The 22,691-nt window shown below is 70.8% G+C and carries 21 protein-coding genes and 1 tRNA gene; 10 read left to right on the forward strand and 12 right to left on the reverse strand.

Annotation, left to right across the window (positions count from 1 at the left end):
- Together BGO22_RS02325 and BGO22_RS02330 are read left to right on the forward strand one after the other, a co-directional pair.
- Positions 1-1,126 (forward strand): DUF6537 domain-containing protein (locus tag BGO22_RS02325; protein ID WP_286848655.1); only part of this gene is annotated, 1,126 nt, incomplete at its 5' end.
- Between the two features lie 41 nt (positions 1,127-1,167).
- Entirely contained in the window at positions 1,168-2,136 is a 969-nt protein-coding gene (locus tag BGO22_RS02330; RefSeq protein WP_070397484.1) for a tripartite tricarboxylate transporter substrate binding protein, read from the forward strand.
- Positions 2,137-2,175: 39 nt separating this feature from the next.
- On the opposite strand, the gene BGO22_RS02335 is transcribed toward BGO22_RS02330, so the two are convergent.
- The 12 genes from BGO22_RS02335 to BGO22_RS02390 all read right to left on the reverse strand — a co-directional run bounded on the left by BGO22_RS02335 (position 2,176) and on the right by BGO22_RS02390 (position 17,418).
- Positions 2,176-2,376, reverse strand: a complete 201-nt coding sequence (locus tag BGO22_RS02335; protein ID WP_070397483.1) for a hypothetical protein — start codon at positions 2,374-2,376, stop codon at positions 2,176-2,178.
- A gap of 215 nt (positions 2,377-2,591) precedes the next feature.
- Positions 2,592-3,296, reverse strand: a complete 705-nt coding sequence (gene urtE / locus BGO22_RS02340; protein WP_070397482.1) for an urea ABC transporter ATP-binding subunit UrtE — start codon at positions 3,294-3,296, stop codon at positions 2,592-2,594.
- Between the two features lie 10 nt (positions 3,297-3,306).
- Entirely contained in the window at positions 3,307-4,182 is an 876-nt protein-coding gene (gene urtD / locus BGO22_RS02345) for an urea ABC transporter ATP-binding protein UrtD (protein ID WP_070397481.1), read from the reverse strand.
- Complete coding sequence (gene urtC / locus BGO22_RS02350) at positions 4,179-5,303, reverse strand: urea ABC transporter permease subunit UrtC (RefSeq protein ID WP_175442780.1); 1,125 nt, start codon at positions 5,301-5,303, stop codon at positions 4,179-4,181. Before urtC ends, urtD begins: the two co-directional genes overlap by 4 nt.
- The gene (gene urtB / locus BGO22_RS02355) at positions 5,300-6,898 is read right to left on the reverse strand and encodes an urea ABC transporter permease subunit UrtB (RefSeq protein WP_070397480.1); all 1,599 of its coding nucleotides are present in this window, start codon (positions 6,896-6,898) and stop codon (positions 5,300-5,302) included. The genes urtC and urtB overlap by 4 nt, the downstream gene beginning before the upstream one ends.
- A gap of 18 nt (positions 6,899-6,916) precedes the next feature.
- Positions 6,917-8,224 carry an urea ABC transporter substrate-binding protein gene (gene urtA / locus BGO22_RS02360; protein ID WP_070397479.1) on the reverse strand — a complete coding sequence of 436 codons (1,308 nt, stop codon included), beginning with the start codon at positions 8,222-8,224 and terminating at the stop codon, positions 6,917-6,919.
- A 192-nt stretch (positions 8,225-8,416) separates the two neighbouring features.
- Entirely contained in the window at positions 8,417-8,611 is a 195-nt protein-coding gene (locus tag BGO22_RS02365; RefSeq protein WP_070397764.1) for a YbdD/YjiX family protein, read from the reverse strand.
- A 22-nt stretch (positions 8,612-8,633) separates the two neighbouring features.
- Positions 8,634-10,706 carry a carbon starvation CstA family protein gene (locus BGO22_RS02370; protein WP_070397478.1) on the reverse strand — a complete coding sequence of 691 codons (2,073 nt, stop codon included), beginning with the start codon at positions 10,704-10,706 and terminating at the stop codon, positions 8,634-8,636.
- Between the two features lie 166 nt (positions 10,707-10,872).
- A complete protein-coding gene (locus BGO22_RS02375) occupies positions 10,873-11,508 on the reverse strand; it encodes a response regulator (protein ID WP_070397477.1) in 636 nt (211 codons plus the stop codon).
- Between the two features lie 8 nt (positions 11,509-11,516).
- Positions 11,517-12,845, reverse strand: a complete 1,329-nt coding sequence (locus tag BGO22_RS02380; RefSeq protein ID WP_070397476.1) for a cache domain-containing protein — start codon at positions 12,843-12,845, stop codon at positions 11,517-11,519.
- A gap of 51 nt (positions 12,846-12,896) precedes the next feature.
- Entirely contained in the window at positions 12,897-13,913 is a 1,017-nt protein-coding gene (locus BGO22_RS02385; protein WP_070397475.1) for a response regulator, read from the reverse strand.
- Positions 13,906-17,418, reverse strand: a complete 3,513-nt coding sequence (locus BGO22_RS02390) for an ATP-binding protein (protein ID WP_070397474.1) — start codon at positions 17,416-17,418, stop codon at positions 13,906-13,908. The genes BGO22_RS02385 and BGO22_RS02390 overlap by 8 nt, the downstream gene beginning before the upstream one ends.
- A gap of 83 nt (positions 17,419-17,501) precedes the next feature.
- On the opposite strand from BGO22_RS02390, the gene BGO22_RS02395 reads away from it, so the two are divergent.
- The 8 genes from BGO22_RS02395 to BGO22_RS02430 all read left to right on the forward strand — a co-directional run bounded on the left by BGO22_RS02395 (position 17,502) and on the right by BGO22_RS02430 (position 22,491).
- Positions 17,502-17,804: an urease subunit gamma gene (locus BGO22_RS02395; RefSeq protein WP_070397473.1), complete on the forward strand. Its 303-nt coding sequence runs from the start codon at positions 17,502-17,504 to the stop codon at positions 17,802-17,804.
- Between the two features lie 16 nt (positions 17,805-17,820).
- The gene (locus BGO22_RS02400) at positions 17,821-18,408 is read left to right on the forward strand and encodes a HupE/UreJ family protein (RefSeq protein ID WP_070397472.1); all 588 of its coding nucleotides are present in this window, start codon (positions 17,821-17,823) and stop codon (positions 18,406-18,408) included.
- Positions 18,409-18,413: 5 nt separating this feature from the next.
- Entirely contained in the window at positions 18,414-18,719 is a 306-nt protein-coding gene (locus BGO22_RS02405) for an urease subunit beta (protein ID WP_070397471.1), read from the forward strand.
- Complete coding sequence (gene ureC / locus BGO22_RS02410) at positions 18,719-20,437, forward strand: urease subunit alpha (protein ID WP_070397470.1); 1,719 nt, start codon at positions 18,719-18,721, stop codon at positions 20,435-20,437. The genes BGO22_RS02405 and ureC overlap by 1 nt, the downstream gene beginning before the upstream one ends.
- On the forward strand, positions 20,437-20,991 hold the full coding sequence (ureE, locus tag BGO22_RS02415) for an urease accessory protein UreE (RefSeq protein WP_070397469.1): 555 nt from the start codon (positions 20,437-20,439) through the stop codon (positions 20,989-20,991). The genes ureC and ureE overlap by 1 nt, the downstream gene beginning before the upstream one ends.
- Entirely contained in the window at positions 20,957-21,673 is a 717-nt protein-coding gene (locus tag BGO22_RS02420; RefSeq protein ID WP_070397468.1) for an urease accessory protein UreF, read from the forward strand. The genes ureE and BGO22_RS02420 overlap by 35 nt, the downstream gene beginning before the upstream one ends.
- On the forward strand, positions 21,670-22,341 hold the full coding sequence (gene ureG, locus BGO22_RS02425; RefSeq protein ID WP_070397467.1) for an urease accessory protein UreG: 672 nt from the start codon (positions 21,670-21,672) through the stop codon (positions 22,339-22,341). The genes BGO22_RS02420 and ureG overlap by 4 nt, the downstream gene beginning before the upstream one ends.
- 62 nt (positions 22,342-22,403) lie before the next feature.
- A tRNA-Ser gene (locus BGO22_RS02430) sits at positions 22,404-22,491 on the forward strand.
- Positions 22,492-22,691: the final 200 nt, after the last annotated feature.

Here is a 22,691-nt window from a genome sequence, read left to right on the forward strand (position 1 = left end):
GCTCACGCGCGAGGCCGGCACCGTGGTCAGCGCGGTGATGCTGGGCGCCATCGCCGCCAGCGGCCTGCTGCCCTTCACGCGCGCCGACTACGAGGCCGTGGTGGGCGGTGCCGGCGGCCACGCCAAGGCCAGCCTGCGCGGCTTCGCCCTCGCCTTCGACGCGGTGAGCGCGCAGCGCGAGCAGGCGCGCTGGGTCGAGCAGGTGATGAACGACGACGCCGAAGCGCCGGTGCCCACCACCACGCCCACCGCCCTGCTGGCGCCCTTCCCCACTGCGCTGCACGACATCCTGGCCCTGGGCCACGCGCGCGCCGTTGAGTACCAGAACGCCGCCTACGGCCAGCGCTACCTCGAGCGCCTGCAGCGCGTGCTCGCCGCCGAGCGCGCGGGCGATCCGGCCGGCGCGCAGGGCTTCGCCGCCACGCGCGAGGCCGCGCGCTGGCTCGCGCTGTGGATGGCCTTCGACGACATCGTTCGCGTGGCCGAGCTCAAGGCGCGCGCCAGCCGCGCCGAGCGCGTGCGCCGCGAGGTCAAGGCCGGCAGCGGCGACCTGCTGCGGGTCTACGACCACTTCAAGCCCGGCGCCCCCGAGTTCGCCGCCATGCTGCCCGAGTCCCTCGCGCGCCGCGTGCTGGCCTGGGACCAGCGTCGCGTGCAACGCGGCCAGGCGCCCTGGGCGCTGCCGCTCAAGGTGTCCAGCCACGGCGTGCTGGGCCTGCTCGCGCTGCGCGCGCTGGCCGCCACCAAGCGCCTGCGCCCCCTGGGCAGCCGCTTCGCCACCGAACAGGCGCTCATGGACCGCTGGCTGGCGGCCGTGGAAGCCGGCGCGCGCGCCGATGCGCGCCTGGGGCTGGAGCTGGCGAAATGCGGCCGGCTCATCAAGGGCTACGGCAGCACCAACGAGCGCGGCAAGGACAACCTGCTGCACATCGTGGACCACCTGTCCGACGCCACCAGGGCCGGCGCCGCGGAAGCCGTGGCCCAGGCCCGCGAGGCCGCGCTGGCCGACGAGGCCGGCACCGCGCTCGACCGCACCCTGGTGCAGCATGGCGCGCCCGCGCGCCCGCTCAAGGCCCAGCCCATCCGCTGGCACCACAACCCGCGCCTGAAGAAGCAGGCCCACTGAGTTCCGTTCCCATCCACAACACACACATCCAGGAGACCCGCATGAAATCCCTGCTCACCGCCACCGCCCTGGCCGCCGCCACGCTGCTGGCCGCCCCCGCCGCGCTCGCGCAGGCTTGGCCCGACAAGCCGGTCAAGGTGATCGTGGGTTTCGCGCCCGGCGGCGCGGCCGACCAGATCGCGCGCCTGGTCTCCACCCCCCTGGCCGACGCCCTGGGCCAGACCGTGGTGGTGGAGAACCGCGCCGGCGCCAACGGCAACGTGGCGGGCGACGCCGTGGCCAAGTCGCCGGCCGACGGCTACACCCTGCTGCTGTCCTCGGGCGGCATGGTCTCGGTGAACCCGCACCTCTACGCCAGGATGGCCTTCGACCCCGCGAAGGACCTGGTGCCCGTGGCCTCGGCCGCGCGCATCGCCGTCTACCTGATGGCGCGCAACGGGCTGGAAGTGAACAACATTCAGGAATTCATCGCCTACGTGAAGGCGCGCCCGGGCAAGCTCAGCTACGGCTCGCCGGGCAACGGCAGCTCGCCCCACCTGGCCGGCGAGATGTTCAAGAGCCAGGCCGGCCTGTTCGCCGTGCACGTGCCTTACCGCGGCGCGGCGCCCGCGCTCAACGACCTGCTGGGCAACCAGATCGACTACACCTTCGACCCGGGCATCGGCTTGCAGCACGCCAAAAGCGGCCGCCTGAAGCTGCTGGCCGTGGGCAGCAGCAAGCGCTCGCCGCTGTTCCCCAACGTGCCCACGCTGGACGAGGCCGGCCTCAAGGGCTTCGACGCCGACACGGTGTTCGGCTTCTACGCGCCGGCCGGCACGCCCCCGGCCGTCATCGCGCGGCTGAACACCGAGATCAACAAGATCCTGGCCACGCCCGCCGTGCGCGAGAAGATGATCAGCCTTGGCGGCGAGGCCCTGCCGCTGTCGCCGGCCGAGTTCGGCAAGCGCGGCATGGACGACTCCAAGCGCTTCGGCGCCGTCATCAAGGAACGCAAGATCACCGCGGACTGAGCGCGCGCCGGGCGTCGGCGGCGCACGCCCACGTCCGGCTCAGGCCATCACCACCGCGATGAAGGCCAGCATGAACATCTGCAGCGCCGCCATCAGCGGCAGCACCAGCGGCATGATGGGCGTCACCTCGTCGAGGATGTCCTGGGCGAACTCGTCGGTGTATTCCTTGAGTTCGGGGTCCGAGTAGTCCTTCGGGTGCTCGGCCAGCGCCTGGTCGGGGGGTGGGTGCTTGTGCGTCATGGCAGGGCCCTCACACAGTTGATGGGCAATGCGCGCGGCAAGCGGCGTTCCTGCAGGCACGTCCGGGTGAACGCGCCGCGCGCCGCGCCCACCCAGGCATGCCATGGTGCGCCGGCGCCCAGGGGCTGTGCGCAGAGACCCCGTCGGCGGCGCGGTTGGCCAGGACCTGGCCGAACCACCGGACCAGGCCCTGACCCCGGGCGGAGGCCGCGGCCTCAGATGGCCACCAGCTGCCGCACGCCCTTCTGCGCCATCTCACCGCCTGGCCCGCTGGCGATGACCTCGCCACGCTCCATCACCAGGTAGCGGTCGGCCAGGGCCTCGGCGAAGTCGTAGTACTGCTCCACCAGCACGATGGCCATGGGTTCGCCGTCCAGGCCCCGCGTGGCGAGCTGGCGGATCACGCGGCCGATGTCCTTGATGATGTTGGGCTGTATGCCCTCGGTGGGCTCGTCCAGGATCAGCAGTTTGGGCCGGCTCGCCAGGGCGCGCGCGATGGCCAGCTGCTGCTGCTGGCCGCCCGAGAGGTCGCCACCGCGGCGGCCCAGCATCTGTTGGAGCACGGGGAACAGCTCGAACAGCTGCGGCGGCACTGGCGTGCCCAGGGGGCGCGTGGCCAGGCCCATCTGCAGGTTCTCCTGAACGGTCAGGCGCGCGAATATCTCACGCCCCTGCGGCACGTAGCCCATGCCCAATCGCGCCCGCACATAGGGCGGCGCGGCGCGCACCGATTGGCCGTCGAACACCACTTCGCCGCTCTTGGTGGGCACCAGACCCATCAGGCACTTGAGCAGCGTGGTCTTGCCCACGCCATTGCGGCCCAGCACCACCGTCACCTCGCCCGCGCGGGCCTGCAGGTTCACGCCGCGCAGGATGTGGCTGCCGCCGTAGGCCTGGTGAATGTCTCTTGCGTCGAGCATGGGGAGTCCTTCAGCGGCCCAGGTAGACCTCGATCACGCGCTCGTCGGCCTGCACCTCGTCGAGGGTGCCTTGGGCGAGCACGGCCCCGTCGCACAGCACCGTCACCGTGGCGGCGATGGCGCGCACGAAGGCCATGTCGTGCTCCACCACCATCAGCGAGTGCCGGCCCTTGAGCGAGAGGAAGAGCTGCGCGGTGCGCTCGGTCTCTTCGTCGGTCATGCCGGCCACGGGTTCGTCGAGCAGCAGCAGCTTGGGGTCCTGCATCAGCAGCATGCCGATCTCCAGCCACTGCTTCTGGCCGTGGCTCAGCTCTCCGGCGGGGCGCACCACGTGTTCGACCAGGTGGATGGTCGTCAGCACCTCGGCCAGGCGGTCGCGCTGTTCGCCATTGGGCTGGAAGCGCAGGGACGGCCAGACGCGCTTGTGGGTCGCCAGCGCGAGTTCCAGGTTCTCGTAGACGCTGAGCCGCTCGAACACCGTGGGCTTCTGGAACTTGCGGCCGATGCCCAGCGTGGCGATCTCGGCCTCGCGGTGGCGCAGCAGGTCGATGGTGGAGCCGAAGAACACGGTCCCCCGGTCCGGCCGCGTCTTGCCGGTGATGATGTCCATCATCGTGGTCTTGCCCGCGCCGTTGGGGCCGATGATGCAGCGCAGCTCGCCGGGCGCGATGTCCAGCGACAGGCCGTTGATGGCCTTGAAGCCGTCGAAGGCGACGTGCACGTCCTCCAGGTACAGGATGCGGCCGTGCGTGACGTCCACCTCGCCCGGCACCAGGGGGCGCGCGAAGCCCGCCGCGCGGCCGCCCGAGGCGGTGTTGCCCGAGGGCAGGACGCCCGCGAAGCGCTGCAGGCGCTCGGCGCCGGCCTGCATCAGGTCGGGCGTCATGCCGAACCTCCCCGGCGCAGCTTCTTCACCAGGCCCACCACGCCCTGCGGCAGGAACAGCGTCACCGCGATGAACAGGCCGCCCAGCACGTAGAGCCAGAACTCGGGGAAGGTCACGGTCAGCCAGCTCTTCGCGCCGTTGACCAGGAAGGCGCCGGCGATGGGCCCGATCAGCGTGCCGCGCCCGCCCACGGCCGCCCAGACGGCGATCTCGATGCTGTTGGCCGGCGTCATCTCGCTCGGGTTGATGATGCCCACCTGCGGCACATACAGGGCGCCGGCGATGCCGCACATCACGGCCGACAACGTCCAGACGCTCAGCTTGTAGGGCAGCGGGTCGTAGCCGCAGAACATGGTGCGGCTCTCGGCGTCGCGGATGGCCTGCAGCACGCGGCCGTATGGGCTGCGCACCAGCCAGCGCGCCAGCAGGAAGCAGCCCAGCAGCGTGAGGCCCGTGAGCACGAACAGCACCATGCGCGTGGACGGCGTGGCGATGGGAACACCCAGGATGCGCTTGAAGTCGGTGAAGCCGTTGTTGCCGCCGAAGCCGGTCTCGTTGCGGAAGAACAGCAGCAGCGCGGCGTAAGTCAGGGCCTGCGTGATGATGGAGAAGTACACGCCCTTGATGCGCGAGCGGAAAGCGAAGTAGCCGAACACGAAGGCCACGCCGCCCGGCACCAGCACGATGAGCGCGAGCGTGGCGAGGAAGCTGTCCGACAGCGCCCAGTGCCAGGGCAGCTCCTTCCAGTCCAGGAAGACCATGAAGTCCGGCAGCTCGCTCTGGTACTGGCCGTCGCGGCCGATCTGGCGCATGAGGTACATGCCCATCATGTAGCCACCCAGCGCGAAGAACAGCCCATGGCCCAGCGAGAGGATGCCGCTGTAGCCCCAAATGAGGTCCATGGCCAGCGCACAGATGGCGTAGCACATGATCTTGCCGACCAGGCTCACCATGTAGTCGCTCAGGTGCAGCGGGTGGCCCGCGGGCAGCAGCAGGTTGAGCACCGGCGCCAGCGCGCACACGGCCAGCAGCGCGGCCAGGAAGGCGCTCCAGCCGGCGCGCGTGAGCAGCGGCGCGCGCGCGGGCAGCACCACGGTGGCGGGCGATGGCATCCGGCTCATGCTTCCACGCTCCTTCCCTTGAGGGCGAAGATGCCTTGCGGGCGTTTCTGGATGAACACGATGATGAAGACCAGCACCGCGATCTTGGCGAGCACCGCGCCGGCCCAGCCTTCGATGAACTTGTTGAGCAGGCCCAGGCCCAGCGCCGCGTAGACGGTGCCCGCCAGCTGGCCGACGCCGCCCAGCACCACCACCATGAAGGAGTCGACGATGTAGGCCTGGCCGAGGTCGGGGCCGACGTTGCCGATCTGCGAGAGCGCGCAGCCCGCCAGGCCCGCGATGCCCGAGCCCAGCGCGAAGGCCCAGGTGTCGATGCGTGCGGTGTTCACGCCCATGCAAGCGGCGATGGGCCGGTTCTGGGTCACGCCGCGCACGAACAGGCCCAGCCGCGTGCGCGCGATGAGCAGCGACACGCCGATCAGCACCGCCGCCGCGAAGGCCAGAATGATGAGCCGGTTCCACGGCAGGCTCAGGCTGCCCAGCACGGTGAGGCCGCCACTCATCCAGCTCGGGTTTTCCACCGCCACGTTCTGCGCGCCGAACAGGCTGCGCACCAGCTGCATCAGCACCAGCGACAGGCCCCAGGTGGCGAGCAGGGTTTCCAGCGGCCGGCCATACAGGAAGCGGATCACCGTGCGCTCCATCACCGCGCCCACCGCGGCCGAGGCGGCGAAGGCCGCCGGCAGCGCCAGCAGCAGGTAGTAGTCGAACGCCTCGGGCCAGTACTGGCGGAACAGGCCCTGCACCAGCCAGGTGGCGTAGGCGCCGATCATGATGAGCTCGCCATGGGCCATGTTGATCACGCCCATGAGCCCGTAGGTGATGGCCAGGCCCAGCGCCGCGAGCAACAGGATGCTGCCCAGGCTGATGCCGGTGAAGGCCTGGCCCAGGCCGCTGGCCAGGGCCAGGCGGCGGTCGATGGCCGCCAGCGAGCGTGTCAGCGCGGCCTTCACGTCGGCGCTGGCCTCGTGCTTCAGCCGCTCCTCGATCAAGGGCCGCACGATGGCCTGGCGCGCCTCGCCCAGCTTGGTGGCGGCGGCCAGGCGAAGGGCCTGGTCCTCGCTCGCCAGCTGCAGGGCCGCCTGCGCGAGTTCCAGCGACTGGCGCGCCCCCGCGTCCAGCTCGGTGGCCAGGGCTTTCTCAATCAGGGGCAGGCCTTCGGGGTCGGGATCGTTGAAGGCGTTGCGCTGCAGGCTGCGCGCGGCCTCGCGCTGGCGCTCGGGACCGGCGGTGAACAGCTCGATGCCGGCCAAGGCGGTGTCCAGCGCGCCGCGCAACCGGTTGTTGAGCATCGCGTCCTCGGCCGCATCGGGCAGCGCCGCGGGCTGGCCGCTGAGGGCGTCGAGGGCGCGCTCGCCCTCGACGATGAAGACCTGGGTCTCGCTGAACTTCAGCGACTCGGTGGCGAGCGCACGCAGCAAGGCCGCGGCGCGCCCGTCGGCCGAACCGGCGAGGCGGTGGATGGCGGCGATGCGCTCGTCCGTGTCGCCCCGCGCCACCGCGAGCGCGTCGGCCGCGCTCAACGCCAGGGCGGGTCCCGCCAGGCAGCACCAGGCCAGCAACGCGGCACAGCAACGGACGATCACACCGCGCATCGGGCCTCCACCACCGGCTTACTTGGACGCCACCTTGGCGGCCTTGCTGGGCACGTTCTTCTTGCCCTTGTTCTCGGGGATGTAGTCGCTCCACGGGTCGGCCACCACCGGGCCCGGGGTCTTCCACACCACGTTGAACTGGCCGTCGGCGCGCACCTCGCCGATGAACACCGGCTTGTGCAGGTGGTGGTTCTCTTTGTCCATGGTGGAGACGAAGCCGCCCGGGGCCGGGAAGGTCTGCCCGGCCATGGCCTCGCGCACCTTGTCCACGTCGGTGCTCTTGGCCTTGGTCACGGCCTGCGCCCACATGTTGAAGCCGATGTAGGTGGCCTCCATCGGGTCGTTGGTGATGGGCTTGTCCTTGTGGCCGGCGATGTTCTTGGCCTTGGCGTAGTCGCTCCACTTCTTCACGAAGGCCGTGTTGGCCGGGCTCTTGATGCTCATGAAGTAGTTCCACGCGGCCAGGTGGCCCACCAGCGGCTTGGTGTCCACGCCGCGCAGCTCTTCCTCGCCCACCGAGAAGGCCACCACCGGCACGTCCTTGGCGGAGAGGCCGGCGTTGCCCAGTTCCTTGTAGAAGGGCACGTTGGAGTCGCCGTTGATGGTGGACACCACGGCCGTCTTCTTGCCCTCGCTCGCGAACTTCTTGATCTTGGCGATGATGGTCTGGTAGTCGCTGTGGCCGAAGGGGGTGTACTCCTCCATGATGTCGGCCTCGCTCACGCCCTTGCTCTTGAGGAAGGCGCGCAGGATCTTGTTGGTGGTGCGCGGGTAGACGTAGTCGGTGCCCAGCAGCACCCAGCGCTTGGCGGAACCGCCGTCCTTGCTCATGAGGTACTCCACCGCCGGAATGGCCTGCTGGTTGGGCGCGGCGCCGGTGTAGAACACGTTGGGGCTGAGCTCCTCGCCCTCGTACTGCACGGGGTAGAACAACAGGCCGTTGTTCTCTTCCACCACCGGCAGCACCGACTTGCGGCTGACCGAGGTCCAGCAACCGAAGATCACCGCGACCTTGTCCTGCGTGAGCAGCTGCTTGGTCTTCTCGGCGAACAGGGGCCAGTTGGACGCCGGGTCCACCACCACGGGCTCGAGCTTCTTGCCCAGCAGGCCGCCCTTGGCGTTGATCTCATCGATGGCCATGAGCACCGTGTCCTTGAGCACGGTTTCCGAAATGGCCATGGTGCCCGACAGGCTGTGCAGCACGCCGACCTTGATGGTGTCCTGGGCGTGCGCGCTCAGGCCGGTGAAGCCGAGCGAGGCGGCGGTGGCGGCCGCCGCGAGGGTCTTGAGCGTCAGGCGACGCGGTTGGGAGGTGTTCGACGACATGGCGCTTCTCCAGCTGGATCCGTTGGGGGCCCGTGGGACGGGACTCGCGCCGCTGGGGCGGGCCCGAAAGCCCTGACAGCGGACGGAACGGATGCTAGGAAGAAGCGGGGGTGGCGTATGTACGCCGGGTGGCGTACGCGCCCCGGAGTGGGTGGGCGGCCGCGCCCGAACAGGGCGCGCCCGGCCTCGCTGTCAGCAGCAGCGCCCCATGCGCGAGCCGTAGCGCGCGGCCTGGCGCTCGCGGAAGAAGGCCTCGTAGCTCATGGGCGGCTGGTCGGGGTGCGTGGCCTTCATGTGGGCCACGTAGCTGCCGTAGTCGGGCACGCCCACCATGAGCCGAAAGCTCTGGGTCAGGTAGCGGCCGGCCCGCCCGATGTCGTCGAGCAGGCCGGCACCGGGTGGGGCGTTGTCAGGCACCGGCGTTGGCGCCGGCGGGCAGCGCTTCGAAGGGCACCTCGTTCGCGGTGGCGTGCCGTTCGGCGCGCGCCTGGAAGATGCTCTTGACGCTGTAGACCAGCACGCTCAGCACCACGAACATGAACAGGCCGCACAGCACGGCGTCGAGGCGGTTGTTGAAGACGATGCGCGACATGGCCTCTGCCGTCTTGGCCGGCGCCAGCAGCGCGCCCTGCTGGATGGCGTCGGCGTAGCGCTGGGCGTTGGACAGGAAGCCCACCTTGGGGTCGCTGGAGAAGATCTTGAGCCAGCCCGCCGACAGCGTGCAGACCAGCAGCCAGGCCGCGGGCGCCATGGTGACCCAGGCGTAGCGGTCCTTCTTCATCTTGTAGAGCACCACGGTGCCCAGCATCAGCGCCACGGCGGCCAGCATCTGGTTGGCGATGCCGAACAGCGGCCACAGGGTGTTGATGCCACCCAGCGGGTCGACCACGCCCTGGTACAGGAAGTAGCCCCAGGCGGCCACGCACAGGGCGGTGGCGATCAGGTTGGCGGGCAGCGAGTCGGTGCGCTTGAGCGCGGGCACGAAGCTGCCCATGAGGTCCTGCAGCATGAAGCGGCCCGCGCGCGTGCCGGCGTCGACGGCGGTGAGGATGAACAGGGCCTCGAACAGGATGGCGAAGTGGTACCAGAAGGCCATCATGGTCTTGCCGCCCACCACCTGGTGCAGGATCTGCGCCATGCCCACGGCCAGCGTGGGCGCGCCGCCCGCGCGCGCCAGGATGGTGTTCTCGCCCACGTCCCTGGCGGTCTGCACCAGCATCTCGGGCGTGATCACGAAGCCCCAGGTGGACAGCTTGGCCGCGACCAGCTCGGGCGTGTTGCCCACCAGCGCGGCCGGGCTGTTCATGGCGAAGTAGACGCCGGGGTCGATGCAGGCCGCGGCCACCAGGGCCATGACGGCGACGAAGGACTCGGCCAGCATGCCGCCGTAGCCGATGAAGCGCGCATGGGTCTCGTTGTCCAGCATCTTGGGCGTGGTGCCCGAGGAGATCAGCGCGTGGAAACCCGACACCGCGCCGCAGGCGATGGTGATGAACAGGAAGGGGAACAGGTTGCCCGACCACACCGGGCCGTTGCCGGCGGCGAACTGCGTCATGGCGGGCATCTGCAGCGGCGGGGCGACGATCACGATGCCGATGGCCAGCGCGACGATGGTGCCGATCTTGAGGAAGGTGGAGAGGTAGTCGCGCGGCGCCAGCAGCAGCCACACCGGGATGGAGGCGGCCACGAAGCCATAGCCGATGAGCATCCAGGTCAGTGCCTTGCCGTCGTAGGTGAACAGCGGCGCCCAGACCGGGCTCTCGTGCACCCACTGGCCGCCCACGATGGCCAGCATGAGCAGCACGAAGCCGATCACCGAGACCTCGCCGATGCGACCGGGGCGGATGAAGCGCAGGTACACGCCCATGAACAGCGCCACGGGAATGGTGGCCGCCACGGTGAAGGTGCCCCAGGGCGATTCGGCCAGGGCCTTGACCACGATCAGCGCCAGCACCGCGAGGATGATGATCATGATCATGAAGGCGCCGAACAGCGCGATCAGACCGGGCACCGTGCCCATCTCCTGCTTGATCAGGTCGCCCAGCGAGCGGCCGTCGCGGCGCGTGGAGATGAACAGCACGATGAAGTCCTGCACCGCGCCGGCGAACACCACGCCGGCCAGGATCCACAGCAACCCGGGCAGGTAGCCCATCTGCGCGGCCAGCACCGGACCCACCAGCGGGCCGGCGCCCGCGATGGCGGCGAAGTGGTGGCCGTAGAGCACGTACTTGTGCGTGGGCACGTAGTCCAGGCCGTCGTTGTGGCGCCAGGCCGGGGTCATGCGCTGGCCGTCCAGGCCCAGCACCCGGGTGGCCAGGAACAGGCTGTAGTAGCGGTAGGCGATGAGGTAAACGCAGACGGCGGCGACCACCACCCACAGGGCGCTGACGGCCTCGCCGCGCCCCAGCGCCACGGCCGCGAGTGCGAAGGCGCCCAACGCGGCCACGAAAAACCACCCGAGGTGGCGACCCAGTCCAGACATGCCAGTCTCCTCTTGAGCCCCGCCCCCGGAAAAGGCGGGGCCGCCAGGCGCCGGGCAGTATGGTCAGCGCACCGCCGTGGCGCATCCGTTGCACCACGTTCGATCCCTCGCGGCACCACTTAAGGGAAAACCCTTGGTCACCCGCGGCGCGGCGGCGCCGGTGGGCTCAGGGCGCTTCGCGCGCGTGCTCCACCGCGTACTTGATGAGCTCGGCCTGGCCCTCGATGCCCAGCTTGCGCTTGATGCTCTGGCGGTGCGCCTCGACGGTGCGCACGCTCAGGTGCATGGCCTGGGCGATCTGCTTGCTCGATTCGCCGCGGCCCAGGGCGCTGAGGATCTGGCTTTCGCGCGGCGTGAGCATGGGCCGCGGCGCCTGGCCGCGGAACAGGCGGCGCGAGACGGCGGGGCTGAGGAAGGTGCCACCCGCCACCACGGCGTCGATGGCGGCCAGCACCTCCTCGGCCGGCGTTTCCTTGAGCACGTAGCCGCGCGCGCCCGCCAGCAAGGCGCGCTGCACGTACTCGGGGTTGTCGTACATGCTGAACATCAGCACGCGCAGCGTGGGCTGATGCGCCAGCATGGCCTGCACCAGGTCGATGCCGTTGCCGTCCTTCAGGCCCACGTCCTGCAGCACCACGTCGGGCAGGCTCAGTTCGAGCTGGCGCAGGGCCTCGGCGGCGTCGCCCGCCTCGCCCACCACCTGCAGGCGCGGCACGCTGGACAGGCGCGCGCGCAGGCCCTCGCGCACCATGGGGTGGTCATCGACGAGCAGGATGCGGATGGGCGTGTCGGGGGCGTTCATGGGACGGCTCAGGCGGGCAGCGCGGCCTCCAGCTGGGTGCCATGGCCGGGCGCGGACTGAATGCGCAGGCGCCCGCCGATGGCCGCCAGGCGCTCGCGCATGTTGCGCAGGCCAATACCGCGCTCCGGGTCGAGCTGCACGGCCTGCTCGTCGAAGCCGCGGCCGTCGTCGGTCAGGCTCAGGCGCAGCGCGCCACCGGCGCCAAAGCCCAGCAGCAACTCGACCTGGCGGGCCTGCGCGTGCTTGACCACATTGGTCAGGCCCTCCTGGGCGATGCGAAACAGCGCCGTCTTGACCTCGTCGCCCAGCTCGCGCGGCGCGCCCTCCAGGCGCACGGCCACCGCCAGGCCGCTGGCGTCTTCGACCTCGCGCGCCAGGTGCTGCAGCGCGGCGGGCAGGCCCAGGTTGTCGAGCAAGGCGGGGCGCAGGCGGTGCGAGATGCGCCGCACCTCCACCAGGCTGTTCTCGAGCTGGCGCAGGGCGCGCGCCAGGGACTCGCGATCGCCATCGGCCGCGCCCGCCTCCACCAGCAGCTTGCTCGACACCAGGGTCTGGCTGACGCCGTCGTGCAGCTCGCGCGCCAGGCGCGCGCGCTCGTCCTCCTGCGACTGCTGCACCTGGCGCGCGAGCAGGCGCAGCTTGTTCTCGGCCACGCGCTGCTCGCTGAGGTTGAGCGCCAGGCCGCTGGCGCTGATGAGGGCGATGCCGAAGCCTGCGATGCCGGCGATCCACAGCAGCGTGGTGGCGATGTTGCGGTTGGCCTCGCGCTCCAGCTGCGACAGCGTGGCCTGGATGCCGTCGAGGTAGAGCCCGGTGCCCATCATCCAGCCCCAGCGCTCGAGCGCGATGACGTAGCCCAGCTTGGGTTTGACCAGGCCGCTGGAGGGCTGTTGCCACAGGTAGTCGACGAAACCGCCGCCCGCGCGCGCCTGGGCGATCAGGCGCTGGATGGTGGGCCGGCCCTGCGGGTCGCGCAGCTCCCACAGGTTCTGGCCCACGAGTTCGGTCTGGCGCGAATGCATCAGCACCTTGCCCTGGAGGTCGTAGACGAAGAAATAGCCGTCGGGGCCGTAGTCGAGCGAGGCCAGCAGGCGCAGGGCCTGTTCCCGCTCCGCCTCGCCGCCGCGCCGGTCGTAGAGCGGCTGCACCGTGCTCACGGCCAGGTCCACATAGCTGCGCAGCTCGCTGCGCCGCGCGTCCATGTAGGCGCGCTCGACCAGGGCGTGCTCGCGCTGCGCCAGCGCGCGCTCCTGCTGCTGCACGGCCAGGGCGATGAGCGCGAGCGCGGCCAGCATCGGCAGGATGGCCAGCAGGAGGATCTTGGTGCGCAGTCGCATGGCGGGAACGGGGCGGCGAACGCGAATTGTCCGCCAAGCGCGGCCCGCCCCTCAGCCCCTCAGCGTCTCCAGCTGCCGCACCCGCTGCATCGCCATCGCCGCCGCCGCCGTGCGCGTTTCCACGCCCATCTTGGCGTGGATGCGCTCCAGGTGCTTCTTCACCGTGGCCGGGCTGGCGCCCAGGATGTCGGCGATGTCGCGGTTGATCTTGCCCTTGACGACCCAGTAGAGCACCTCGGCCTCGCGCGCGGTCAGGCCGAAGGCCTGCGACAGCGCGCTGAAGGCGGATTCGTCCGAGGTCTCCTGCATCACGATCAGCCAGTCGCCCTGGCCCAGGGGATCGCCGTCCTCGTCGCCCACGCGCTGGTGCAGGCGAAAACTCAGGCGGCGCGGACCGTTCTGCAGCGTGAGCCGGGGCGGCTCGCGCAGGGCCTGGGCGTCGGCCAGGTGGCGGCGCAGCCAGTGCAGCACCGCCTCGGGCGCGTGCACCGAATCGCCGCCGCCGTGCTGGCGCAGCAGCTCGCGCGCGAGCGGTGTCTGCCACAGCAGGCGGCCGTCGCTGGCGCGCACGGTGATGGTGGCGTAGCCGAAGGCGTCGAGCGCGTGGCGCGCCTGGCTGCGCTCGCGCGCGCCGTCGCGGGCCTGGCGCGCCTGGCGCAGGTGCAGGGCCATGCGGGCCATCACCTCGCGCGGCTTGACCGGCTTGGTCACGTAGTCCACGCCACCGGCCTCGAACGCGGCCTCCAGGTGCTCGGGCTCGGTCAGGCCGGTCATGAAGATGATGGGCGTGGCGGCCGTCAGCGCATCGGCCTTGAGGCGGCGCGCCACCTCGAAGCCGTCGATGCCGGGCATCAGCGCGTCGAGCAGCACCATGTCGGGCAGGGCCTGCTGCGCGCGGCGGATGGCGCTCTCGCCGTCGAGCGCCACGAGCACGGTGTAGCCGGCGCCGTCCAGCGCGTCGTGCAAGGGCGCCAGGTTGTCGGGCGCGTCGTCGACCAGCAGCACCACGCGGTGCTCACCGCGCGGCAGGCGGGGCGACAGGCGCTGCGGGTCGATGGCCTCAGACACGGTCCTGCCCCAGCTGCCGTTCGATGGCCTCGAAACGAAACTCACGCGCCAGCGTGGCCAGCGCGGCGGCCTGACCCGCGCGCTCCGGCCGCCGCCGCACCCAGTCGTCCAGCCACTGCAGGATGCCGCGCGTGTAGCCCAGGCGCACCAGTTCCAGCAGCGGCGCGATCTCCTCACGCGCCGGGAGCGCTGCCTCGGGCCGCGCCAGCGGCGGTGGCTCGGGCGCCGCGGCCGCCTCGGTCCAGCGCAGGTTCAGCCGTTGCGCCAGCCAGGCCAGCAGTTCCGAACGCCGCACCGGCTTGACGAAGAAGTCCTGCGGCGCCAGGGCCTCGCCGGGCCCCAGTTCGCTGTGCAGGCCCTTGTCGAAGGCGTTGGCCGAGACGATGGCCAGCGGCACCCCGGCCCAGCCGGCGGCGCGCAGGCGCCGGCGCGTCTCCCAGCCGTCGATGCCGGGCATGGCGAGGTCGAGAAACACCGCGTGCGGCGCGCGCGCCTCGCCGGGTCGCAGGCCGGCCAGCAGTTCCAGCGCGTGGTCGCCGCTGCGCGCCAGCTGCACCTCGAAGCCCAGCGGCTCCAGCCAACGCTGCAGCAGCTCGCGGTCGGCCTCCTCGTTGTCCACCACCAGCACGCGGCAGCGCTCGCCCTCGTAGCCCGCCGGCAGCTCCAGGCGCTCGCGCACGGGCAGCGCACCGCGCATCTCGGGCAGGAACAGGCGCACGGTGAACACGCTGCCCTGGCCCGGCGCGCTGCGCACGCTGAGCTCACCCCCCATCAGGTCGGTCAGCATCTTGGCGATGGTCAGGCCCAGGCCGGTGCCGACCACGCCAGAACGTTCACCGGCCTCGCCCGCGCCGCGCGCGAAGGGCTCGAACACGCGCTCGACATCGGCGCTGCCCATGCCGGGACCGGTGTCGTGCACCTCGAAGTGCGCCATTTCGCGCGCGTGGCGCACGCGAAGGCGCACCTCGCCCGTCTGCGTGAACTTCACCGCGTTGCCGAGCAGGTTGATGAGGATCTGGCGCACGCGCTTGTCGTCGGCGCGCACGGCCTCGGGCAGGCGGCCGTCGGTGTCGTAGACGAAGCGCAGGCCCTTGGCCGCGGCCTGCAGCTCGAACAGGCCCGCCACCTCGGCCAGCGTGGCCGCGAAGGCCATGGGTTTGACGTCGAGCGCGAACTTGCCGGCCTCGATGCGCGCGATGTCCAGCGTGCCCTCGATGAGCGACAGCAGGTGTTCGCCGCCGCGGTGGATGACCCGGATGGCCTGGGCGCGGTGCGGCGCCAGGCCGCTGTCCTCCTGCAGCAGCTGCGCGTAGCCCAGGATGCTGTTGAGCGGCGTGCGAAGTTCGTGGCTGATGGTGCTGATGTAGCGCGTCTTGGCCTGGTTGGCCTGCTCGGCCGCGTGGCGCGCCTGCTGCAGGGCCTCGTCGGTGCGGCGGTGCGACTCGATCTCCCGCATCAGCAGGTGGGTCTGCCGGTTCGACTCCTCCTGCGCCACCTCGCGGCTCTTGTGCGCCAGCACCAGCCACCAGGCCACCGTGGCGGCGATCAGCAGCAGCACGGCGTACACGCGCAGGAAGCCCGAGCGCAGCGCGGTGTCGAGCAGGGAGGCGCTGCCGCCACCCAGGGTCGCCGCCAGGGACTGCACCTCCTGCCGGTACAGCAGCCCGAGCACGGCCGCCAGCAGCGGCGCCACGATGAGCATGAGCAGCAGGTAGTGCGCCAGGCCGGCGTCCAGGTAGGGCCAGGCCCGCCGGGGCAAGAGGCGGCGCAGGGCGCCGTTCCACTGCACCGACAGGCGCGCGTGCGGCTTGCACAGGTCGCCGCAGCGCGCGTCCAGCGTGCAGCACAGGGAGCAGATGGGCCCCTGGTAGGCCGGGCAATGGGCCATGTCGGGCCCTTCGTAGACCTGTTCACAGATGACGCAGACGCCCCCGGCGGCAGCGCTGGCCCCGCCCACTTGAATGGGGGCCACACCGGCGGCCTGGCGGCGCCGGCTCTGCGGTGTCTGCGGGCCAGACGGCCTCGCGAGATAGAAGCGCCCCCGGGTCAGCCAGGCGATCGCCGGCGCGGCCAGGAAGGCCGTGACCATCGCGATCACGGCCGAGAAGGCCTCGGCCGTGGGCCCCATCACGCCCAGGTGCGCGGTGATCGACACCACCGAGGCCAGCGCCATGGCGCCCACGCCCACGGGGTTGATGTCGTACAGGTGGGCGCGCTTGAACTCGATGCCGGGCGGGCTCAGGCCCAGGGGCTTGTTGACGATCAGGTCGGCCACCACGGCCATGATCCAGGCGATGGCGATGTTGGCGTACACGCCCAGCACCTGGCCCAGGGCCTGGAACACGTTCATCTCCATCAGCAGGAAGGCGATGAAGGTGTTGAACACCACCCAGACCACGCGGCCCGGGTGGCTGTGCGTGAGGCGCGAGAAGAAGTTGCTCCAGGCCAGCGACCCCGCGTAGGCGTTGGTGACGTTGATCTTGAGCTGCGAGACCACCACGAACAGCGCCGTGGCCGCCACCGCCCAGCCATGGGGCAGCAGGAAGTCGTAGGCGGCCAGGTACATCTGGTTCGGGTCGACAGCGCGCTCGGCCGGCACGCTGTGGCGGATGGCCAGGTAGGCGAGCAGCGCGCCGCCAAGCATCTTGAGCACCCCGATCAGCACCCAGCCCGGCCCGCCGGCGATGACCCCCGCCCACCAGCGCAGGCCCCGGCCGGGCTGGCGCGCCGGCATGAAGCGCAGGTAGTCGGCCTGCTCGCCCATCTGCGTGATCAGCGCGATGCCCACCGTGAGTGCCGCACCGAACAGGTGCCAGTCGAAGCCCATCGCGGTGCCGGACGCACCCGCGTAGTGCACCACCTCGCGGAAGGTCGCGGGCGCGTGCACCGCGACGGCCACGAACGGCACCACCATCATCACCAGCCACAGCGGCTGGGTCCACATCTGGAAGCGGCTGATCGCCGACACCCCGTGCGTCACCAGCGGAATCACCACCAGCGCGCAGATCAGGTAGCCCCAGGCGGGCGGGATGTCCAGCGCCAGCTCCAGCGCGTAGGCCATGACGGCGGCCTCCAGCGCGAAGAAGATGAAGGTGAAGGAGGCGTAGATGAGCGAGGTGATGGTCGAGCCGATGTAGCCGAAGCCCGCGCCGCGCGTGAGCAGGTCCATGTCCACGCCGTGGCGCGCCGCATAGACGCTGATGGGCAGGCCGGCGAGGAAGATGATCAGGCCCGTGGCGAGGATGGCCAGCGCCGCATTGGTGAAGCCGACGCTGAGCAGCAATGTGGCGCCCACCGCTTCCAGCACCAGGAAGGAGGCCACGCCGAAGGCGGTGTTGGCCACCCGCCATTCGCTCCACTTGCGAAAGCGCTGCGGCGTGTAGCGCAGCGCGTAGTCTTCCAGGGTCTCGCTGCCGACCCAGCTGTTGTAGTCGCGCCGCACCTTGATGATGCGCTGCGGGGCGTCGGGCGCGGCGGCGGCGGGATCGGCGGGCGAGGCGTTCACGGGGCTGGCGCTGCAGCTTTCATGCCACTACCCTCACCGGGTATGCGTCTTGCTGACCCGGCCCGCAGGAGAAATCGACCCCCATGGACCTGACCCCGCGCGAGAAGGACAAGCTGCTCATCTTCACCGCCGCCCTGCTGGCCGAGCGCCGCCGCGCGCGCGGCCTCAAGCTCAACCACCCCGAGGCCATCGCCCTGATCACCGCCGCCGTGATGGAGGGCGCGCGCGACGGCCGGACCGTGGCGCAGCTCATGAGCGCGGGCCGCGAGGTGCTCACGCGCGCCGACGTGATGGACGGCGTGGCCGAGATGATTCCCGACATCCAGGTAGAAGCCACCTTCCCCGATGGCACCAAGCTGGTCACCGTCCACCAACCGATTCCATGAACGAGGAGACACACGCATGACACAACACCACTGGATCAAGGCCCTGGGCGCCGCCGCACTCGCGGGCACGGGATCGATCGCCCTGGCCCACGTGGGGGCCGATGGCCACGGCCACCACGGTTTCTTCGCCGGCCTGCTGCACCCCATCACCGGCCCAGACCACCTGGCCGCGATGGTGGCCGTGGGCGTGTGGAGCGCGGCCACCACGCGCCGTGCCTGGACCGCCCCCCTCGCCTTCGCGCTCACGCTGCTGGCCGGCGCCCTGCTCGCGCACGGGGGCATTGGATTCCCCGCCGTCGAACCCATGATCGCGGCTTCGCTGCTGGTGGTGGGCCTGCTGCTGGCGGCGCGCGCGAGGCTGCCGGAGGCGGCGGGCGCGCTGCTGGTGGGCGGCTTCGCGCTGTTCCACGGCGCGGCGCACGGACAGGAACTCGGCGGGCTGGCCGCCCTGGCCGGCATGGTGGCGGGCACGGCCCTGCTCCACGGGGCCGGCATCGCCCTGGGCCGGCGGCTGCGGCACCACAGCGTGTGGTGGACGCGCGCGGCCGGCGCCGTGGTGGCCCTGATGGGCCTGAACATGGGCTGGGGCCTGCTCGCGGGTTGACGGCCATGACACCCGGTGAATACCTCATCGCCGAGGGCGAGCACGCCCTCAACCCAGGGCGGCCCGCGCTCACGCTGGTGGTGAAGAACACCGCGACGCGGCCCATCCAGGTCGGCTCGCATTACCACTTCGCCGAAACCAACGGCGCGCTCGACTTCGACCGCGCCGCCGCGCGCGGCAAACGCCTGAACATCGCCAGCGGCACCGCCGTGCGCTTCGAGCCCGGCCAGCAGCGCACGGTGGAACTGGTGGACTACGCCGGCGACCGCGTGGTGTTCGGCTTTCGCGGCCTCCTACAAGGACCCCTCTGATGGCGAGCATTGGACGACGCGCCTACGCCGACATGTTCGGCCCCACCGTGGGCGACCGCGTGCGACTGGCCGACACCGACCTGATTATCGAGGTCGAGCGCGACTTCACCCTGGCCGCGGGCGGCTACGGCGAAGAAGTGAAGTTCGGTGGCGGCAAGACCATCCGCGACGGCATGGCGCAGTCGCAGCGCTCGCGCGCGCAGGGCGCCGTCGACACCGTGCTCACCAACGCCCTCATCGTCGAGCACTGGGGCATCGTCAAGGCCGACATCGGCCTCAAGGACGGGCGCATCGCCGCCATCGGCAAGGCCGGCAACCCCGACACGCAGCCCGGCGTGGACATCGTCATCGGCCCCGGCACCGAGGTCATCGCCTGCGAAGGCCTGATCGTCACCGCCGGCGGCATCGACAGCCACATCCACTTCATCTGCCCGCAGCAGGTCGACGAAGCCCTGGCCTCGGGCGTGACCACCATGCTGGGCGGCGGCACCGGCCCGGCCACGGGCACCTTCGCCACCACCTGCACGCCCGGGCCCTGGCACATCGAGCGCATGCTGCAGGCGGCCGATGGCCTGCCCATGAACATCGGCTTCCTCGGCAAGGGCAACGCCAGCCGGCCCGACGCGCTGCGCGAACAGGTCCACGCCGGCGTCATCGGCCTCAAGCTGCACGAGGACTGGGGCACCACGCCCGCGGCCATCGACCAATGCCTGGCCGTGGCCGAGGAGACCGACACCCAGGTCGCCATCCACAGCGACACGCTCAACGAATCGGGCTTCGTGGAGAACACCATCGAGGCCACGAAGGGCCGCACCCTGTGCGCCTTCCACACCGAAGGCGCGGGCGGCGGCCACGCGCCCGACATCCTGCGCGTGGTGGGCGAGAAGAACTTCCTGCCCTCCTCCACCAACCCCACCATGCCCTACACCGTGAACACGCTCGACGAACACGTCGACATGCTCATGGTGTGCCACCACCTGGACGCCGCCATCCCCGAGGACCTGGCCTTCGCCGAGAGCCGCATCCGCAAGGAAACCATCGCGGCCGAGGACGTCCTGCACGACCTGGGCGCCATCAGCATGATGAGCAGCGACAGCCAGGCCATGGGCCGCGTGGGCGAGGTGATCCTGCGCACCTGGCAGACCGCACACAAGATGAAGCTGCAGCGCGGCACCCTGCCCGAAGACCCGTCGCGCCACGACAACTTCCGCGTCAAGCGCTACATCGCCAAGTACACCATCAACCCCGCCATCGCCCACGGCATCTCGCACACCGTGGGCTCGCTGGAGGCGGGCAAGTGGGCCGACCTGGTGCTGTGGAAGCCGGCCTTCTTCGGCGTCAAGCCCTTCATCGTGCTCAAGGGCGGCAGCATCGCGCTGGCCGCCATGGGCGACCCCAACGCCTCCATTCCCACGCCGCAGCCGGTGCACTTTCGCCCGCAGTTCGGCGCCTACGGCGGCGCGCTCGCGCGCGGCAGCCTGAGCTTCGTCTCGCAGGCCGCGCTGGACGCCGGCGTGGGTGAGCGCTATGGCCTGCGCAAGACCCTGTCCGCCGTGCGGGGCTGCCGCGGCGTGAACAAGACCCACATGGTGCACAACGCCTGGCTGCCCACCATGGAGATCGACGCCCAGACCTACCGCGTGCGCGCCGACGGCCAGTTGCTCACCTGCGAACCCGCCACCGCGCTGCCCCTGGCGCAGCGCTACTTCCTGTTCTGATGCTGCACGCCTCCCGACTCATCGCCCAGGGCCAGGGCCTGGCGTCCGTGCTGCTCAAGCGCGCGCCCACGGTCGAGCTCGACTGGGACGTGCGCCAGAAGAGCCGCTTCGACACCGTGCTGAGCGACGGCCGCGCGCTCGCGGTCTTCCTGCCGCGCGGCCGCGTGGTGCGCGGTGGCGACGCGCTGCTCACGGCCGAGGGCGAGCTGGTGCGCGTGATCGCCGCGCCCCAGCCGGTGCTGCGCATCACCGCCTGCCCGGCGCACCCCCAGGCGGCGCAGGCCTTTGACCTGATGCGCGCGGCCTACCACCTGGGCAACCGCCATGTGCCCATCGAACTGAAGCCCGATCACCTGAAAATCGAGCCCGACCACGTGCTGGCCGAGATGCTGCGCGCCCTGCACCTGGACGTGACCGAAGTGAGCGAGGCCTTCGAGCCCGAGGGCGGGGCCTACGGCGGGCAGGACCACGGCCATTCGCCTGGCCACTCGCACGGCCATTCGCACGGCCACGCCCCCCATGAGCACCACCACGGCCATCCGCACGACCACTGACGCGGGCCTGCTGCGCACGCTGTGGCTGGCCTCGCCGGCCCTGCCGGTGGGGGGCTTCTCCTACTCCGAAGGCCTGGAGGCCGCGATCGACGCCGGCCTGGCCAAAGACGAGGCCGGCGTGGCCAACTGGCTCATCGACCAACTGCACCTGGGCCAGTCCCGCAGCGACCTGGCGGTGATGGCCGAGGCCGTGGGCGCCTGGCGCGCGCACGACCTGGACCGCGTGCGCGCCCTGAACCAATGGGTGCTGAACACGCGCGAAACCAGCGAACTGCGCCTGCAGACCGAGCAGATGGGCCGGTCCCTGCTCGCCTGGGCCCAGGCCCTGGGCGAACACGGCGAAGCCGTGCGCGCCGCGCTGACGCGGGCCGGGCTGAACCCGCCCACCTGGCCCCTGGCCGCCGCCTGCGCCGCCGCGCAGGGCGAGGCCAGCGTGCGCGAGGCCCTCATCGGCCTGGCCTTCGGCTGGGCCGAGAACATGGTGCAGGCCGCCATCAAGGCCGTGCCCCTGGGCCAGGGCATGGGCCAGCGCCTGCTCGCGCGCCTCGTGGGCGAGATCCCCGCCGCCGTCGACGAGGCCATCGCGCGCGGCACCGACGACCAGCGCCAGGCCTTTACCCCCATGCTCGCCATCCTCTCGGCGCGCCACGAAACCCAGTACTCACGCCTGTTCCGATCATGAACACAACACCACTGCACCACATCCCGAACCGCACCAAGCCCCTGCCCCCGCTGCGCGTGGGCATCGGCGGCCCGGTGGGCTCGGGCAAGACCACCCTGCTGGAGATGCTGTGCAAGGCCATGCGCGAACGCCACGACCTCATCGCCATCACCAACGACATCTACACCAAGGAAGACCAGCGCCTGCTCACCGTGAGCGGCGCGCTGCCGGCCGAGCGCATCCTGGGCGTGGAAACGGGCGGCTGCCCGCACACCGCCATCCGCGAGGACGCCTCCATCAACCTCGAGGCCATCGACCGCATGCTGGAGCGCTTTCCAGAGGCCGACATCGTCTTCGTGGAAAGCGGCGGCGACAACCTGGCCGCCACCTTCAGCCCCGAGCTGAGCGACCTCACCATCTATGTCATCGACGTGGCGGCCGGCGAGAAGATCCCGCGCAAGGGCGGCCCCGGCATCACCAAGAGCGACCTCTTCGTCATCAACAAGACCGACCTGGCGCCGCACGTGGGTGCCGACCTGGAGGTGATGAGGGCCGACACCGCGCGCATGCGCCCCGACGCCCAGCGCCGGCCCTGGGTGATGACCAACCTCAAGACCCGCGAAGGCCTGGACGAGGTGGTGCGCTTCATCGAAACGCGCGGCCTGCTGAAGGCGGCGCAGCCGGCCTGAAAGCCTCGGCCCGCCGGCCCTGTGTGCTGTCGGACGCGGCGCACTAGAATCCCAGCCTCTGCGGAGACGTGGGTGAGTGGTTTAAACCAGCAGTCTTGAAAACTGCCGACCCGCAAGGGTCCGTGAGTTCGAATCTCACCGTCTCCGCCAGCGCCTCCCACCGGCCCCGTTACAGTCGGCGGCTCAGCCCTTGGTTGATCCCCCATTCCAACACTGTCGGAGACTCTCCCCATGCCCCTCACCCGCCGCGCCCTCGCGCCCCTGTTCGCCAGCCTGCTGTTCAGCGGCGCCGCCATCGCCGGGCCCAACGACCCGTCCAAGTTCGACGGCACCCGCTACGCGCCGCAGAA

It is taken from the genome of Hydrogenophaga sp. 70-12, assembly GCF_001897365.1.
Taxonomy (GTDB): Bacteria; Pseudomonadota; Gammaproteobacteria; order Burkholderiales; family Burkholderiaceae_C; genus Hydrogenophaga; species Hydrogenophaga borbori.

Excerpts from the sequence above, each read along its gene's own strand:
- BGO22_RS02330 (WP_070397484.1), top strand. The coding sequence starts at position 1,168 with ATGAAATCCCTGCTCACCGCCACCGCCCTGGCCGCCGCCACGCTGCTG.
- urtA (WP_070397479.1), bottom strand. The coding sequence starts at position 8,224 with ATGTCGTCGAACACCTCCCAACCGCGTCGCCTGACGCTCAAGACCCTC.
- BGO22_RS02405 (WP_070397471.1), top strand. The coding sequence starts at position 18,414 with ATGACACCCGGTGAATACCTCATCGCCGAGGGCGAGCACGCCCTCAAC.
- BGO22_RS02395 (WP_070397473.1), top strand. The coding sequence starts at position 17,502 with ATGGACCTGACCCCGCGCGAGAAGGACAAGCTGCTCATCTTCACCGCC.
- urtD (WP_070397481.1), bottom strand. The coding sequence starts at position 4,182 with ATGACGCCCGACCTGATGCAGGCCGGCGCCGAGCGCCTGCAGCGCTTC.
- BGO22_RS02370 (WP_070397478.1), bottom strand. The coding sequence starts at position 10,706 with ATGTCTGGACTGGGTCGCCACCTCGGGTGGTTTTTCGTGGCCGCGTTG.
- ureE (WP_070397469.1), top strand. The coding sequence starts at position 20,437 with ATGCTGCACGCCTCCCGACTCATCGCCCAGGGCCAGGGCCTGGCGTCC.
- urtE (WP_070397482.1), bottom strand. The coding sequence starts at position 3,296 with ATGCTCGACGCAAGAGACATTCACCAGGCCTACGGCGGCAGCCACATC.
- BGO22_RS02380 (WP_070397476.1), bottom strand. The coding sequence starts at position 12,845 with ATGCGACTGCGCACCAAGATCCTCCTGCTGGCCATCCTGCCGATGCTG.
- BGO22_RS02400 (WP_070397472.1), top strand. The coding sequence starts at position 17,821 with ATGACACAACACCACTGGATCAAGGCCCTGGGCGCCGCCGCACTCGCG.
- BGO22_RS02375 (WP_070397477.1), bottom strand. The coding sequence starts at position 11,508 with ATGAACGCCCCCGACACGCCCATCCGCATCCTGCTCGTCGATGACCAC.
- urtB (WP_070397480.1), bottom strand. The coding sequence starts at position 6,898 with ATGCGCGGTGTGATCGTCCGTTGCTGTGCCGCGTTGCTGGCCTGGTGC.
- BGO22_RS02335 (WP_070397483.1), bottom strand. The coding sequence starts at position 2,376 with ATGACGCACAAGCACCCACCCCCCGACCAGGCGCTGGCCGAGCACCCG.
- urtC (WP_175442780.1), bottom strand. The coding sequence starts at position 5,303 with ATGAGCCGGATGCCATCGCCCGCCACCGTGGTGCTGCCCGCGCGCGCG.
- BGO22_RS02420 (WP_070397468.1), top strand. The coding sequence starts at position 20,957 with ATGAGCACCACCACGGCCATCCGCACGACCACTGACGCGGGCCTGCTG.
- ureG (WP_070397467.1), top strand. The coding sequence starts at position 21,670 with ATGAACACAACACCACTGCACCACATCCCGAACCGCACCAAGCCCCTG.
- ureC (WP_070397470.1), top strand. The coding sequence starts at position 18,719 with ATGGCGAGCATTGGACGACGCGCCTACGCCGACATGTTCGGCCCCACC.